Source organism: Rhizobium subbaraonis (genome assembly GCF_900220975.1).
Taxonomy (GTDB): Bacteria; Pseudomonadota; Alphaproteobacteria; order Rhizobiales; family Rhizobiaceae; genus Mycoplana; species Mycoplana subbaraonis.
The window spans coordinates 159,132-173,943 of sequence record NZ_OBQD01000008.1 but is presented as its reverse complement, the minus strand read 5'-3'; the positions used below and the strand labels follow the sequence as shown (position 1 = coordinate 173,943).

Sequence of the window (14,812 nt, the reverse complement as noted above, 5' to 3'; positions counted from 1 at the left end):
TGCCCCGTTCAAGGAGAGAATCATGAAAGCCGCCGAGATCATCCGCGCCTACTACGAAGCCTTCAACCGCCAGGACATGGATGCCTTTCTGGCGCTACTCGACGAAAACGTGGTGCACGACATCAACCAGGGCGAACGCCAGATCGGCAAGGCGGCCTTCGCGACGTTCATGGCCCACATGAACCGCTGCTACAAGGAAGAGCTGACCGACATGGTGATCATGACCAGCGAGGACGGCAGCCGGGGCGCAGCCGAATTCATCGTCAATGGCGCCTATCTCGCAACCGACGAGGGCCTGCCGGAAGCCAAGGGCCAGACCTACAAGCTGCCGGCCGGCGCCTTCTTCGAGGTGAAGGGCGACAAGGTGAGCCGCGTCACCAACTACTACAGCCTCAACGACTGGATCGCCCAGGTTACCGGCTGAACCTGCTTGAGCCCGACGGCGCCGCCCATGCGGCGCCGATGGCCTGATCACGGAGAATTGCGCTATCGCTTCTCGGCTGTCGCGTGCGGTGTCCCCTCCACCAGCGCCCCGGCATTCGGAACCTGCGCGCTCATCAGCTCGAATCCCTCCCGCTCCTCGACAGGCACGGTCTCGCGCTTGCGCAGGCGGGCCAGCACGAAGACGCCGTAGGCGATCGCAACCGCCATGGCGGCATAGATGAACGTCTGCTCGCCGAGCACCGGCGTCAGCAGCGTGACCAGCAGCGGCACGAGCGTTGCCGAGACGGACCATGCGACCAGAAGCGTAGACGCCAACGGCACGAAATCGGCCGGGTCGGCGCGATCGTTGGCGTGGGCATTGGCGATCGAATAGACGCTCTCCACCGTCCCGGCCCAGATCGCGAAGACGACGATCAGCAGGATCAGGTTGGAGAATGTAACCCCGAGTGCGGCCACCGCGGTCGCCGTGATCAGCAGGCAGGTGAGGATCAGGACAATCCGCCTGTCTAGCCGATCCGAGAGCATGCCGAGCGGATACTGCACGAAGAACAGCCCGAACTGCATGCCGAACATCAGCGCGGCGATGTCCTGCTGGCTGACGTCGTTGGCAGCGGCATAGATGGGCGTGAAACCCTGCACGACCATCGAGAGCCCGCCGGCGGCGAGAACGCCGACGAAGGCCACCGGCGAATTGCGCCATGCCTTCCTTATGTCGGGGCTGGCCTTGGCGGGCGGCGGCGGATTGGCAAGGCGGGTCAGCCCGATCGGCAGCAGCGCCACCGCGGTGAAGAAGATCGTTGCGATGGGGGCGATGTTCCCGCCGGCCGGCATCTGCCCGAACAGCCACGCGCCGAGCCCCAGGAAAATGACGTAGGCCATGTAGAAAAACGACATGGCCTTGCCGCGCCAGCTGTTTTCACTGGCGTGGTTCAGCCAGCTCTGCGCAATGATGAAGTTGATGTTGCCGGCCGTACCGTACAGCCCGCGCGCAACGATCCAGACGATCGGATGCACGCCAAGGCTGATCAGCACTGCGGACAGGATCACAAGCGCAAGAGAGCAGGAAAAGGCGCGCGCATGACCCACCCGCCGGATGAGCGGGCCGGCAAGCACGCAGCCGAGAAGGCCGCCGAAGGCGATCGCCGTCACGGCTGCTCCGGGCGCCCAGCCGGCGTCTCCGGTCTTCGACAGGACGAAGGGTACGTAGGCGAACATGATGCCGTTGCCGATTGCGACACCGCACATCGAGAAGACGATCGCCATGATCGACAGGAGCGACGCGCTCTTTGCCTTGCTCGCCTGCATGTGTAGAGACCCCTTCCCCGCGACAGCCGCCACCATAGCCGTCGCCAGCCGGCCGCGTTGTCGTCTTAGCGGCACAAAGGGAAATATTTCCTGAAACCGCGAGACGCTTGACTCCATCATAGTGCCGCTTATATCTACTATAATGGAAATTGAGACGGACCAAATTGACACCGCTATTGCGGAGCGCCTGAAGGCGCTGCGCGGCAGGCGCAGCCTGACGCTGGACGAACTTTCGAACCGGTCCGGCGTCAGCCGGGCTATGATTTCACGGATCGAACGCGGAGAGGCGAGCCCGACAGCCCAGCTGCTGTCGCGGCTCTGCGCCGCGCTCGACGTCACGCTATCCACCTTCTTCGCCTCCGAACGCGACGAGAAGGGTCCGCTGGCCCGACGCGCCGAGCAACCGATCTGGCGCGACCCGGAGACGGGCTACGAGCGCCGCGCCGTATCGCCGCCGCAGACCGCCTCCAGGATCGACCTGGTCGAGGTGGAGCTTCCGGCCGATGCGAGGGTCACCTACCCTCCGGAGACCGGCAAGGCCGGCATGAGCCAGCACGTCTGGTTGTTCTCCGGCGTGCTGGAGATGACCGTTGCGAACGTCACCTACCGACTGGCGCCTGGCGATTGCCTCTACATGAGCATCTCCGAGGGGCACGTCTTTCACAATACCGGCGATGCGGCGGCACATTATGCCGTCGTGCTCGACCGCGGCCGCAATTGAAGAGAAGCGAAAGCCATGCACATCATCAGGTTACTCGACCACGACGAGACGAAGACCCGGATCACTCAACTCGCCGACGTTCTCGTAGACTGTGTCATGGGCGGCGCGTCGGTCGGCTTCATGGCGCCCTATGGCAAGGCAGATGCGCTACCCTTCTGGGAGGGCGTTGCCAAAGGTGTCGCCGACGGCTCGGTCCTGCTCTTCGTCGCCGAGCTCGACGGCGTCATCGTCGGCACCGTGCAGGTCGGCCTCCAGCAGATGCCGAACCAGGGCCACCGCGCCGACATAAAGAAACTGCTGGTCAAGGAGACGGCGCGCGGCCGCGGCATCGCACGGCAACTGATGGAACGCGCCGAGCAGGAGGCGGCGCAACGCGGCAAGAGCGTGCTCGTCCTCGACACTGCGACAGGCAGCCCCGCCGAAACCGTCTACCGCAAGCTCGGATGGGAATGGGTCGGCGTCATTCCGGACTATGCGCTCTACCCGGACGGCAGCTTCTGCGGCACGACGCTGTTCTACAAGCGGGTGGGGCCAGTAGCGACCGCCACCTGAAGCCGCAGTCGCTCGCGTGTGGCGCATGACCGCTATTGCAGATCCCGATTGCAATCCGGCCCGATCAGGTACACCATCCTGCCGATCCCCTTCGAGGAGAGCGCGCGATGGTGTTCGGACCTTCAAGACCGCCAATCACAGAAGACGTGGCAGAGGTGATTGCAAAGGACGTCAAGCAGGGCGAGGGCCATTCCGAAACGTCGGAGAGCCCGATTGCCTTCGTCCACCACCCGGGAAACCCGGTGCAGATGAACGGTCGCGTGCGCTGGCTGTTGCTGGGAACGGTAATCTCGATTGCGGTTCTGCTGGCGATACTCGTGCTGAGATGAGAAGGCCGCAGCAGGGCGGCACTTCCCCTTTCGTGCACAAAAAGCCGAACCCCTACTCGCTGTCTGCCCTCGACAGGGTCTCGAGCGCCGGCATCGAGGTGATGTTGTAGCCCGAGTCCACATAGTGGATTTCCCCGGTGACACCGCCGGAGAGATCGGACAGCAGGTAAAGTGCAGAATTGCCGACGTCGTCGATCGTCACGGTGCGGCGCAGCGGCGAATTCTTCTGCTGCCAGGACAGCATCGCGCGCGCGTCCGAAATGCCGGCACCCGCAAGCGTGCGGATCGGGCCGGCGGAGATCGCGTTGACGCGGATGCCACGCGGGCCGTAGTCGGACGCCAGATACCGCACGGAAGCTTCCAGCGCCGCCTTGGCGACGCCCATGACGTTGTAGTTCGGCATCACGCGAACCGAGCCGCCATAGGTCAGCGTCAGCATCGTGCCGCCTTCGCTCATGAGATCGGCCGCGCGGCGGGCGATCTCGGTGAAGGAGAAGCAGGAGATGACCATCGTGCGGGTAAAGTTTTCGCGCGACGTGTCGGCGTAGAGGCCCTTCAACTCGTTCTTGTCGGAAAAGCCGATTGCGTGAACGATGAAGTCGAGCTTGCCCCAGCGCTCCTTGATGGCGTCAATGACCGCATCGACCGAGGCGATGTCCTCGACGTCGCACGGCAGCAGGAAATCCGAGCCAAGCTCGGCGGCCAGCGGCTTCACCCGCTTGCCCAGCGCCTCACCTTGATATGTGAAGCAGAGTTCCGCACCCTGGCCGGCCAGCGCCTTCGAAATCCCCCAGGCGATGGAGTGATTGTTCGCGACCCCCATGATCAAGCCGCGTTTGCCCTTCATGATCCCCGTCATCGATCTCTTATCCGTTGTAGCGCTGGAACACGAGCGTTGCGTTGGTGCCGCCGAAGCCGAACGAGTTGGACAACGCGATATCGATCTTCGCATCGTCGATGCGCTTGCGGACGATCGGCACGCCGTCGAATTCGGGATCCAGCTCGGCAATATGTGCGCTCTCGCCGATAAAGCCGGCCTGCATCATGAGAAGGCTGTAGATCGATTCCTGCACGCCGGCAGCACCCAACGAATGGCCCGTCAGCGACTTGGTCGACTGGATGTGCGGGATCTTGTCGCCAAAGACCTCGCGGATGGCACCGATTTCCTTTGAATCGCCGACCGGCGTCGATGTGCCGTGCGTGTTGATGTAGTCGACATCGCCCTTCACGGTCGCAAGCGCCTGGCGCATGCAGCGGACAGCGCCTTCGCCGGACGGGGCCACCATGTCATAGCCATCCGAGGTGGCGCCATAGCCGACGATCTCGGCATAGATCCTGGCGCCACGCGCCTTGGCATGCTCCAGCTCTTCAAGCACGAGGACACCTGCACCGCCGGCGATCACGAAGCCATCGCGGTTGACGTCATAGGCGCGCGAGGCCGTTGCCGGGGTCTCGTTGTACTTCGAGGACATCGCGCCCATGGCATCGAACAGGTTCGACATGGACCAGTCGAGATCCTCGTGGCCGCCTGCGAACATGACGTCCTGCTTGCCCCACTGGATCATTTCTGCCGCATTGCCGATGCAGTGCGCCGACGTCGAGCAGGCCGAGGAGATCGAATAGTTCACACCATGGATCTTGAACCAGGTGGCGAGCGTGGCGGAGGCGGTCGAAGACATGGCCTTCGGAACGGCGAACGGACCGATGCGCTTCGGGCTGCCGTTCTTCAGCGTGATGTCCGAGGCCTCGACGATGGTGCGCGTCGACGGGCCGCCGGAGCCCATGATGATGCCGGCACGATCGTTTTCGGAATAGTCTTTTTCGGCAAGGCCGGAATCGGCGATCGCCTGCTTCATGGCGACATGGTTCCAGGCGCCGCCCTGCGACAGGAAGCGCATGGCACGGCGATCGACCATGTCGGACGTATCGATGTTCGGCGCACCCCAGACCTGGCACTTGAAGCCATGCTCGGCAAAATCATTGGAGAAGCTGATGCCGGATCTGGCGTCGCGAAGCGACGCCGTGACCTCGTCGGCATTGTTCCCAATGGAAGACACGATCCCAAGACCTGTGACAACAACCCGTCTCATAGATTCTGACCTTTTCTTGCTTTGTCGCTCGATGCGCGCTTCGACCTTACTCGGCCTTTTCCTTCGACAGACCGACCCGGAGGTCGGTGGCCTGATAGATCAATTCGCCATCGGCCTTGAGCCAGCCGTCGGCGGTCCCCAGAACGAGGCGCCCGCGCATGACGCGCTTGAAATCAATACCATATTCCAGCAGCTTCGTGTGCGGGCGGACCATGCCCTTGAACTTTACCTCGCCGGTGGAAAGCGCCATGCCGCGACCGGGTTCGCCCAGCCAGCCGAGGAAGAAGCCGGTCAATTGCCACATGCCGTCGAGGCCAAGGCAGCCGGGCATGATCGGGTTGCCCTGGAAGTGGCAGGGAAAGTACCAGTCGTCCGGGCGAACGTCGTACTCGGCCCGGATATAGCCCTTGTCGAAATCGCCGCCGGTCTCGGAAATGTCGGTGATGCGATGCACCATCAGCATCGGCGGAAGCGGCAACTGGGCATTGCCCTGGCCGAAAAGCTCGCCGCGTCCGCAGGACAGGATTTCCTCGTAGTTATAGCTGGATTGCCTGGTCGTCATGGACTGTTTCTTCCCGGTCCTTAGAGTTCTTGTCTTTTAGCTTTAGAGCAGTACGGGGCCAAAATGAAGCGATGACCCGGTCCTGCACCGGCTGCGACTGGCGCGCCAAGCGAGGGCGCGCCAGTGCGAATTTCGCGTCCCGCATACATGATGACCGGAGCGACAGCTAGTCCTAAGTGCCGACTGCGACGCCAAAGCATTGGTTTTCGGCATGCGGCAGTCTTTCCTCCCCATTCAAAACTATTGAATCCGGCTCTTTCAAAAGTTATATCGAAACGTCAAGATTGTTCTGCAAGAGCGGACGAATGGATTCGTCGACCATGGCGCATGTAAGAGAAGTCAGCATCGAAACGCGGTTGCGCGACTGTGGCCTGCGGCCGACCCGCCAGCGCATCGCGCTCGCAGATCTGCTCTTCGCCAAGGGCGACCGGCACCTGACGGTCGAGGAATTGCACGAGGAGGCCGTCGAGGCCGGCGTGCCGGTTTCGCTCGCGACCGTCTACAATACCCTGCACCAGTTCACCGAGGCCGGGCTCGTCCGCGTCCTGGCGGTGGAGGGGTCGCGCACCTACTTCGACACCAACATTTCCGACCACCATCACTTTTTCGTCGAAGGCCAGAACGAGGTGCTGGATATTCCCGTCAGCAGCATCCAGATCGGCAACCTGCCACAGCCGCCCGAAGGCATGGAAATCGCTCATGTCGACGTGATCATCCGTCTGCGGCACAAGAAAAGCCGTTGACGTACCGAGGTTTCCCTCCTCCCTTCTCAAGATTGATAGCGGCCCTGACGGCTACATGACGTCATCGGGGTGCCTGCCAGGCCGCGGCTTGTAGACCGGAATCCGCCATCCGTAACGCAACGCGCCGCCGCGCACGGCGAAGGCCGCCAGTACGCCGGCAGCAGACGCTAAGACCAGCGGAGCTCCCGCTACCGATGCAGCGGTGAACACCGAGGCGCCGCTGAGCGCAGCGGTGACATAGATTTCCGGCCGCAACAACACCGAGGGCTCTCCCGCAAGAAGATCGCGCAGAATGCCGCCGACGCTCGCCGTCATGACGCCCGTGGTGACCGCAACCGTCGGCGACCCCGTGGCGGCAAAGCCCTTTGCCGCTCCCATGACGCTATAGGCGGACATGCCAACTGCATCGAGCCAGAGCAGCATGCGGTATCGCGACTCGAAGAGATGGGCGGTGAAATAGACCACCAGGCCGACCCCGATGCAGACGAGCAGGTAGGCCGGCTTGACGACCCAGAAGACCGGCACGGCGCCGAGAACGACATCGCGGAACGTGCCGCCGCCGACGCCGGTCGCAGCAGCCAGGAACAGGAAGCCGATGACGTCCAGCTGCTTGCGCGACGCCGCAAGGGCACCGGTTGCGGCAAACACGGCAACGCCGGCATAATCGAGCAGTTCCAGAACGGTCACGCCATCCTCCGAGAAAGCCGCAGCCAAGCCTCGCAAAAGCTTGATCGGGCAATGATCCCCTCACAACGCCCGCAACGGCGCGTCCCTACCTATCTTGACCGATCCCGACATCAAGGAAAGGCCCTGAACGATGTTTTCCCGCACGGTGCTCTCCAGCTTCGTCCTTTCGTTCGCCCTGCTCTCCCCCGCGCCGCTGAACGCGGCCGAAATCGTGGACGACGCGATCGCACAGGAGAAGGCCGAAGTGGCGCAGACGTGCAAGGTCGCAACCTATGGGGAGCATTTCGCCGATATCGTCGACTTCAATAATGACGGGCTGGACGACGTGATCGTCAACCGTGGCGCGGTGAATTGCGACGGCGTCGATGGCAAGCTCTGCGGAAACGTTGGCTGCCCGCACAATTTCTATGTCGGCGTCGCCGAGGGCGGATATGTCTTCATCGCCAATGCCGACCTCTACGGCTACGAACTGAAGAAGCGCTACGGCAACCTGACCTTCGAAATGAAGGCGAACGCCGCCTCCTGCGGCCGTGACGACGACGACTACTGCATCATCACCAGCCGCGTACGCGGACTGCGGTTCGACACGATCTCCAAGCGCTGAGGCGCTACTGCGGGAAAAGCGTCTCGGTTCGTCCGGCTATAAAGTAAGCTAGCAGCCCGATCCACTCACGCAGCGCCGTCGTCGTCAGCTGCGCGTTGGACGACGGCTGGGTGAAATCGAGACGCAGGCTGGCGTTGCCGCTCGTTCGGTAGTCGGTCGGCCAGGGCAAAACCTCAAGCCCCGATCTGCGGAACAGGCCGATCGCGCGCGGCATATGGAAGGCTGAGGTCAGGAGCAGGCAGTTTTGCAGGCCGTTCTCGGCAAACAGCCCCTTGGCGTTCTCGACATTCTCGAAGGTGGTGCGCGAGGTCCCCTCCTGAATGAGCCGCTCCGGCCCGATGCCGAAGGCTGCGAACAACGTTTCCGAGACGGCCGCGTCACCCGCGTAGCGCCCGCTGAAGGAACCGTCGCCGCCCGAAACGAGTGCGCGCGCCTGCGGATATGTCCGCAACAGCCTGAGCGCCTCGACAAAGCGATCGCCCGCCTGGTTCATCTCAAAGCCGCCGCGTGAAGCGATGACCTCCGCCTCGAAGCTGCCGCCCAGCACGATGAGGCAGCGCGGTCCGCCCTCGGGGAGGCTGGCGCGTGCGAACCGGTTTTCCAGGTTCTGCAGCAGGACCGTACCGGTGCTGGTGTAAAGGGTGACGAAGAGAATGCCGGCGCAGAGAAGCAGGGAGGCGGCCTGCAGGCGCCTCCGTCCGTACCAGCCAAGCAGCAGAGCGGCGGCGACAGCGAAAAAGGCCAGCGAAAGCGGTTGCGCCGCAAGCCAGAAGAATTTGGATGCGAAATAGCTCAAACCATCTCCCTCGATGCGCGGAGTTTGCGAATCACGAGGCAGACGGAATCACGTCACACAGAGAAGGGAAAGGTTCGTGGCGGCTCCAGCCGCTCCGGCGGCGCGATCTCACAGCCTGTTGATCACTTGCCGCAGGACGCGTCACGGCCGCCTAAAGCCAGCCGGAACCGGAAATGCCTACTTCCGGCCGAACAGCACCTTGAAGCGGGCATTGCGGCAAACCTCGCCGCTATCCTTGAACGCTTCCTTCAGTACGGGCTCGTAGGGAAGGCCGCGGTTGGCGACGAGCATCAGGCGGCCGCCGGCCTTCAGCGATTTTGCCGCCATGCGGATCATGGATGCGCCAAGGCCGTGATCGGCCGCATGACCTTCGTGGAAGGGCGGGTTCATCACGATCAGGTCGTAGTGGTCGCGCGGCGGCTCGGCTGTCAGGTCCTGCCAGTAGAATCGCGTGGGGACATCCGGGCAGTTTTCCGCCAGGTTCTCCTTCGCCGCCTCCAGCGCATTATAGTCCGCCTCGAACAGGTCCACGCCCTTCAGGCCGGGCGCGCGCTCTGCGAGCAGCACCGAGAGATAGCCCCAGCCGGCGCCGAAATCGGCCGCGTGACCGCGGAAGTCCTCGGGGATGCGCGTGGCAAGGAGCTCCGAGCCTTCGTCGATCCTGTCGTGCGAGAACATGCCGGGCGCGGCGGTGAAGCGGCCTTCGACGCGGACGGGGCGGGCGGCAAGCGCGCCGGCCTGTTCTGAAACGTCGGCCGGGCGGCGGAACCAGAAGGCGACACCATGGTATTTCGGCGCGTGGTCGCCGCCGAAGCCGAAGCGGTCGATCCGCTTGCGCAGTGACTGGATGCCGTCTTCCTTGCCGCCGGCAATCACGATCAGGCCACCTTCGTGAACGCGCCTCAGGGCTTCGGAGATGCGGTTTTCGTTTTCACCTTTGTGCTTGCCGCAAAGGACCAACGCGCCGTCATACCCCTCGCCTTCGATCGTCGGCGTCACTTTTGCACGCTGGGCTTCGAGTGCGCGGTAGAGCGGTCGCAACGGCTGCACGGCGTCGATCTCGGCCGAAAAGCCCTCCGGGAGCCGCTGCCCGGCCTCGGCACCGAGAAAGAGATACCGCTGGCCTTCAGCAGGCAGATCGAGAATCCCGGCGGAGAAGGGATGGAACAGGGTCTTGAGGGCGTCGCGGCTCATCGGGAGGGCTTTCGGAGTGTGTGCGGGCTGTGCGCTATCATAGAAAAGGGGCGCGGAACGTTCCGCTCCGCGCCCCCGATAACAATCGAAAAGATCTTACTCGGCAGCTTCGCCGCCGTCGCTCTTCTTTTCGGCGGCGATTTCCTTGCCGGTCGACTGGTCAACGACCTTCATGGAGAGGCGAACCTTGCCGCGTTCGTCGAAGCCCATCAGCTTGACCCAGACCTTGTCGCCTTCCTTGACGACGTCGGAGGTCTTCGCAACGCGCTCGGAAGCGAGCTGCGAGATGTGGACGAGGCCGTCGCGCGGGCCGAAGAAGTTGACGAAGGCGCCGAAGTCGGCGGTCTTGACAACCGTGCCCTCGTAGACCTGACCCACTTCCGGCTCGGCGACGATCGAGTGGATCCACTTGCGGGCTGCCTCGATCTCCTTGGCCGAGGAGGAAGCGATCTTGATGGTGCCGTCGTCTTCGATGTTGACCTTGGCGCCGGTCTTCTCGACGATCTCGCGGATGACCTTGCCGCCCGAGCCGATGACTTCGCGGATCTTGTCGACCGGGATGTTCATCACTTCGATGCGCGGCGCAAACTCGCCGAGTTCAGAGCGGCCTTCGGTGATGGCGTTGGCCATCTCGCCGAGGATGTGCTTGCGGCCACCCTGCGCCTGCTCAAGCGCGACCTTCATGATCTCCTCGGTGATGCCAGCGATCTTGATGTCCATCTGCAGCGAGGTGATGCCGTCGGCGGTGCCGGCGACCTTGAAATCCATGTCGCCGAGGTGGTCTTCGTCGCCGAGGATGTCGGAGAGAACCGCATAGCGGTCACCCTCGAGGATCAGGCCCATGGCGATGCCGGCGACCGGCTTTGCCAGCGGAACACCTGCGTCCATCAGCGCCAGCGAGGTGCCGCAGACGGTTGCCATCGAGGACGAGCCGTTGGACTCGGTGATCTCGGAAACGACGCGCAGCGTGTAGGGGAACTGATCGGCCGACGGCAGCATCGGACGGATGGCACGCCATGCGAGCTTGCCATGACCGATTTCGCGGCGCCCCGGGGAACCCATGCGGCCCGTTTCGCCGACCGAGTAGGGCGGGAAGTTGTAGTGCAGCAGGAAGCGTTCCTTGTACATGCCCGTCAGGCTGTCAACGTACTGCTCGTCCTCGCCGGTGCCAAGCGTGGCGACGACGATCGCCTGGGTCTCGCCGCGGGTGAAAAGCGCCGAACCATGGGTACGCGGCAGGATGCCGACTTCGGAGACGATCGCACGAACCGTCGACAGATCGCGGCCGTCGATGCGGCTCTTGGTGTCGAGGATGTTCCAGCGGACGATCTTGGCCTGCAGGTGCTTGAAGACGGCGCCGATGACTTCGGCGGAGTACTTCGGCTCGACGCCTTCGGGGAAGAAGTGCGCCTTGACCTTGGCTTTGACGGCATCGACAGCAGCGTAGCGGTCGGCCTTCTGGGTGATCTTGTAGGCAGCGCGCAACTCGGCTTCAGCGAGGCCCAGCATTTCGGCTTCGAGTTCCGAATGATCTTCCGGCTCGAATTCGCGCGGCTCCTTGGCAGCCACTTCAGCGAGCTTGATGATTGCGTCGATGACCGGCTGGAAGCCCTTGTGGCCGAACATGACGGCGCCGAGCATGACTTCTTCGTTCAGTTCCTTGGCTTCGGATTCCACCATCAGAACTGCGTCCTGGGTGCCGGCGACGACGAGGTCGAGGACCGATTCGTCCATCTCGTCGAGATGCGGGTTCAGAACGTATTCGCCGTTGATGTAGCCGACGCGCGCGCCACCGACCGGGCCCATGAACGGAATGCCGGAGAGCGTCAGGGCTGCCGAGGCGGCGACCATCGAGAGAACGTCCGGATTGTTCTCGAGGTCATGCTGGACAACGGTAACGACGACCTGGGTGTCGTTCTTGTAGCCTTCCGGGAAGAGTGGGCGGATCGGGCGGTCGATCAGGCGGGAGACGAGTGTCTCGTTCTCGCTCGGACGGCCTTCGCGCTTGAAGTAGCCGCCGGGGATCTTGCCGGCCGCGTAGGTCTTTTCCTGGTAGTTGACGGTGAGCGGGAAGAAGTCCTGGCCGGGCTTCGGCGCCTTGGCCGAAACAACGGTGGCGAGAACGACGGTCTCACCGTAGGTGGCCAGAACGGCACCGTCGGCCTGACGGGCGATCTTGCCGGTTTCAAGCTTGAGCGGACGGCCCGCCCATTCGATTTCAACCGTATGGGTATCGAACATGTCTTGTCCTTACGTGGTTGCGGAGATACGCACCGCCGCCTTGCCGGCGCAGGTGGCTCTATCCGCATTCATGACACATCATGGGCAAGACAACGGGAGGCTTCGCTTTGGCACCGTGTACGCCGCCCCGCTCTGGCGCTTCGCGCGCTACCGGAGACAGGCGAGCGCCTGAAGCATCCTGCAATCCTGCCCCATGACAGGTCATCGGTTGGTTCCGCAGGACCGGCCCATCCGGCCTGCTGGAATATCTCGGTTCCGGGTCTCGGAACATTTTGCGGAAAGTCTTCCGCAAAAAAGCGCTGGCGGGCGTCCCATACGGAACGCCCGCCAGAAGTGATTAGCGGCGGATGCCCAGGGCAGCAATCAGCTTGCTGTAGCGGGCTTCGTCCTTCTTCTTGAGGTAGTCAAGAAGCGAGCGGCGGCTGGAAACCAGCGTCAGAAGGCCACGACGGGAGTGGTTGTCCTTCTTGTGGTCCTTGAAGTGACCGGTCAGGTTGTTGATGCGCTCGGTGAGGATCGCAACCTGAACTTCCGGAGAACCGGTGTCGCCTTCGGCGGTTGCATATTCCTTGATCAGCGCAGCCTTGCGCTCGGCAGTGATCGACATCGTATATCCTTTCTGAAAACGGAGGACTTGGGACGCCGGTCGCCGGGATGTCGTCCAGCGACGGCCATGAAGGCATGGCGGAATACAGTCCCGCATGCTGGCGCTGCCTATAAACCATTCAATGCCGAAATGGAAGAGCCGTCGAAAAGCCGGGTCGACACGGTGCCGGCGATTGCGTTCAGGGGGGCGAGCTGGCATCGCCGGATCCCTGATCCCCCTCGCCTTTCAGCTGCGAAAGCGGGATCCAGACGAGCCATTCAATTCCGTCCGGCCTCATGTGGCGCTCAAGCTCCGCCTGCAGCGCCATGCCGAGCATCCGCTCCAGAACGACACTGCCGAAGCCCTTTCGCTGCGTGGCGATCTGTTCCTGGTCGATATCTGCGCCGCGCTCGCGCCAGACGAAAGCCAGCCGCCCGTCCTCGATCGTCCAGGAGCAGTCGACAATGCCGCGCTCGTTCGCCAGCGCGCCATACTTGGAGGCATTGGTCGCCAGTTCGTGCAGGGCCATGCCAAGCGTCTGGGCGGCCTGACTGTCGACGCGCACCGATGGCCCGCCTATGCGCACCCGTGCACCGTTGTCCGGGATGAAGGGCTTCAGCTGGTTTCTGGCGAGCTCGGCCAGTTCCACCCCCTGGGCCGCATGGGCGATCATCAGATCTGTCGAACGCGCGAGACCCGCCACGCGCTTGCGGAAGGTTTCGGCAAAAACCGCCGCGGAATCGACCGTGTTGGCGGACTGGTTCAGCATGGCCTGAATAACCGTCAACTGGTTCTTCGAGCGATGCGCAACCTCCCGCATCAGAAAGCGGACTTCGTTTTCCGCTCTCGCCCGGGCATCGGCAGCCTCCGACAGCGCTTTGGAGACAGTGTCGAGTTCCGAGATCACGTGCCGGCGCGGCGGAACGTCCTTTCCAAGCCCCAATTGCGTCGCGTCGCGGGCGAGTTGCCTGACGTCGCGGGAAACGGCACGGGCAATCAGGATTGCGGCGGTGGCGGCCAGTCCCGCGAATGCGGCGCCGCCAAAGACCAGCCAGAGAAACGAGGACTTGGCCGGGGCCTGAACGTCCGAGGCCTTCGCCCAGGCGACGATCTTCCAGCCGGTGAGCGCAGAGAAATCGGTCACGACCTGATAGTCCGTATTGTCGTGGCGCGCATCGCCAATCCCTATCCTGAGGGCCGGCACGACCTGCAGGAAGAACGGCTTGCCGACAGTGGCTGCCGGATCCGTCGAAACGATGACGGTGCCGGCATCGTCGAGCACTGCGGCGCTCCATCCGGGCGAAAGCATGTCGCGATGCACGGTTCCGAGGAAGTCCTCGGCGTTCTGCGTCAGCGTCAGGAGAATCTGCTCCCCGGATGCCAGCGTCACCGGCATGTGCACGTTGAAGACCCATTTCTGCGCGGTCTGCCCGTAGAAGAGCCGCGACACGGTGGGCTTGCCGGTTTCAAAGGCCCGTTTTGCCGTGTCCTTGTCAGAGGTCGGACCAAGGTCGGTGCCGTAGGGCACACGGGTATTCAGCCGCTGATCGAAATTACTGTCGATCACGAGCAAGTAGTCGTTGGTCCCCGACAGCGCCTTTTCGGCCTGTTCCTGCAGGCCGCGAAAATCGCCGCGCAACAGCTGCTCGGAGGTCGCCAGCACCGCAAGCGTCGACAGCATCGACGTTATTTCACGCTCGATGACACGCCCCACGGCGCCCGTCGAGGTTCGCAGCAGCGATTCCTGCGCACGCTCCTGCGCCTCGTTGGCGCGGTTGAGAAGCACGGCGGAGAATATGAACGGTGGAACGATCGCCAGCAGGATAAGCGATACAAGGTAGAAGGCGATGGGATGCCGGAAGCGGGTGCGCCAGCCGAAGACACCCTTTTCGGACGATTGCTGCGGCTTCTTCTTCTCAGAGATCAACCGATGGCCCCTCTGCTGCCATGAGCGCCAA

16 protein-coding genes are annotated in these 14,812 nt (G+C 63.1%); 6 read left to right on the top strand and 10 right to left on the bottom strand.

Annotated elements, in window-relative coordinates; genetic code table 11:
- The first annotated feature begins 22 nt into the window (after positions 1-22).
- A complete protein-coding gene (locus CRO48_RS14020; protein WP_097140293.1) occupies positions 23-424 on the top strand; it encodes a ketosteroid isomerase-related protein in 402 nt (133 codons plus the stop codon).
- Positions 425-486: 62 nt separating this feature from the next.
- On the opposite strand, the gene CRO48_RS14015 is transcribed toward CRO48_RS14020, so the two are convergent.
- On the bottom strand, positions 487-1,749 hold the full coding sequence (locus CRO48_RS14015) for an MFS transporter (protein WP_097140291.1): 1,263 nt from the start codon (positions 1,747-1,749) through the stop codon (positions 487-489).
- Positions 1,750-1,891: 142 nt separating this feature from the next.
- On the opposite strand from CRO48_RS14015, the gene CRO48_RS14010 reads away from it, so the two are divergent.
- The 3 genes from CRO48_RS14010 (at position 1,892) to CRO48_RS14000 (ending at position 3,351) form a co-directional block, all read left to right on the top strand.
- Positions 1,892-2,470 (top strand): helix-turn-helix domain-containing protein, encoded by a 579-nt coding sequence (locus tag CRO48_RS14010; protein WP_097140289.1) that lies wholly within the window; start codon positions 1,892-1,894, stop codon positions 2,468-2,470.
- A gap of 15 nt (positions 2,471-2,485) precedes the next feature.
- Complete coding sequence (locus tag CRO48_RS14005) at positions 2,486-3,022, top strand: GNAT family N-acetyltransferase (protein WP_097140287.1); 537 nt, start codon at positions 2,486-2,488, stop codon at positions 3,020-3,022.
- 107 nt (positions 3,023-3,129) lie between these two features.
- Positions 3,130-3,351, top strand: coding sequence for a hypothetical protein (locus CRO48_RS14000; protein ID WP_097140285.1), 222 nt, complete (start codon positions 3,130-3,132; stop codon positions 3,349-3,351).
- A gap of 52 nt (positions 3,352-3,403) precedes the next feature.
- Here the strand turns inward: CRO48_RS14000 and fabI are convergent, their stop codons facing one another.
- From fabI to fabA, 3 genes are read right to left on the bottom strand one after another with little or no spacing between them, the layout of a single operon-like run.
- A complete protein-coding gene (gene fabI, locus CRO48_RS13995; protein ID WP_097140283.1) occupies positions 3,404-4,210 on the bottom strand; it encodes an enoyl-ACP reductase FabI in 807 nt (268 codons plus the stop codon).
- 7 nt (positions 4,211-4,217) lie between these two features.
- Positions 4,218-5,441, bottom strand: coding sequence for a beta-ketoacyl-ACP synthase I (gene fabB / locus CRO48_RS13990; RefSeq protein WP_097140281.1), 1,224 nt, complete (start codon positions 5,439-5,441; stop codon positions 4,218-4,220).
- Between the two features lie 46 nt (positions 5,442-5,487).
- Entirely contained in the window at positions 5,488-6,003 is a 516-nt protein-coding gene (fabA, locus tag CRO48_RS13985) for a 3-hydroxyacyl-[acyl-carrier-protein] dehydratase FabA (protein ID WP_097140279.1), read from the bottom strand.
- A 320-nt stretch (positions 6,004-6,323) separates the two neighbouring features.
- Here fabA and irrA point away from each other — a divergent pair, with 320 nt between their 5' ends.
- Positions 6,324-6,746, top strand: a complete 423-nt coding sequence (gene irrA / locus CRO48_RS13980; RefSeq protein WP_097140524.1) for an iron response transcriptional regulator IrrA — start codon at positions 6,324-6,326, stop codon at positions 6,744-6,746.
- Between the two features lie 51 nt (positions 6,747-6,797).
- Here irrA and CRO48_RS13975 read toward each other — a convergent pair whose 3' ends face one another.
- Positions 6,798-7,433, bottom strand: coding sequence for a trimeric intracellular cation channel family protein (locus CRO48_RS13975; RefSeq protein WP_097140277.1), 636 nt, complete (start codon positions 7,431-7,433; stop codon positions 6,798-6,800).
- Positions 7,434-7,563: 130 nt separating this feature from the next.
- Between CRO48_RS13975 and CRO48_RS13970 the strand changes: the two genes are divergently transcribed.
- A complete protein-coding gene (locus tag CRO48_RS13970) occupies positions 7,564-8,037 on the top strand; it encodes a hypothetical protein (RefSeq protein WP_097140275.1) in 474 nt (157 codons plus the stop codon).
- A gap of 4 nt (positions 8,038-8,041) precedes the next feature.
- Here CRO48_RS13970 and CRO48_RS13965 read toward each other — a convergent pair whose 3' ends face one another.
- The 5 genes from CRO48_RS13965 to CRO48_RS13945 form a co-directional block, all read right to left on the bottom strand.
- Positions 8,042-8,833, bottom strand: coding sequence for a YdcF family protein (locus CRO48_RS13965; protein ID WP_097140273.1), 792 nt, complete (start codon positions 8,831-8,833; stop codon positions 8,042-8,044).
- Between the two features lie 177 nt (positions 8,834-9,010).
- Positions 9,011-10,027, bottom strand: a complete 1,017-nt coding sequence (locus CRO48_RS13960) for a class I SAM-dependent methyltransferase (protein WP_097140271.1) — start codon at positions 10,025-10,027, stop codon at positions 9,011-9,013.
- Positions 10,028-10,123: 96 nt separating this feature from the next.
- Positions 10,124-12,268, bottom strand: a complete 2,145-nt coding sequence (gene pnp / locus CRO48_RS13955; RefSeq protein ID WP_097140269.1) for a polyribonucleotide nucleotidyltransferase — start codon at positions 12,266-12,268, stop codon at positions 10,124-10,126.
- A 337-nt stretch (positions 12,269-12,605) separates the two neighbouring features.
- Positions 12,606-12,875: a 30S ribosomal protein S15 gene (gene rpsO, locus CRO48_RS13950; protein WP_097140267.1), complete on the bottom strand. Its 270-nt coding sequence runs from the start codon at positions 12,873-12,875 to the stop codon at positions 12,606-12,608.
- A gap of 178 nt (positions 12,876-13,053) precedes the next feature.
- The gene (locus tag CRO48_RS13945) at positions 13,054-14,781 is read right to left on the bottom strand and encodes a sensor histidine kinase (protein WP_097140265.1); all 1,728 of its coding nucleotides are present in this window, start codon (positions 14,779-14,781) and stop codon (positions 13,054-13,056) included.
- Between the last annotated feature and the right edge of the window lie 31 nt (positions 14,782-14,812).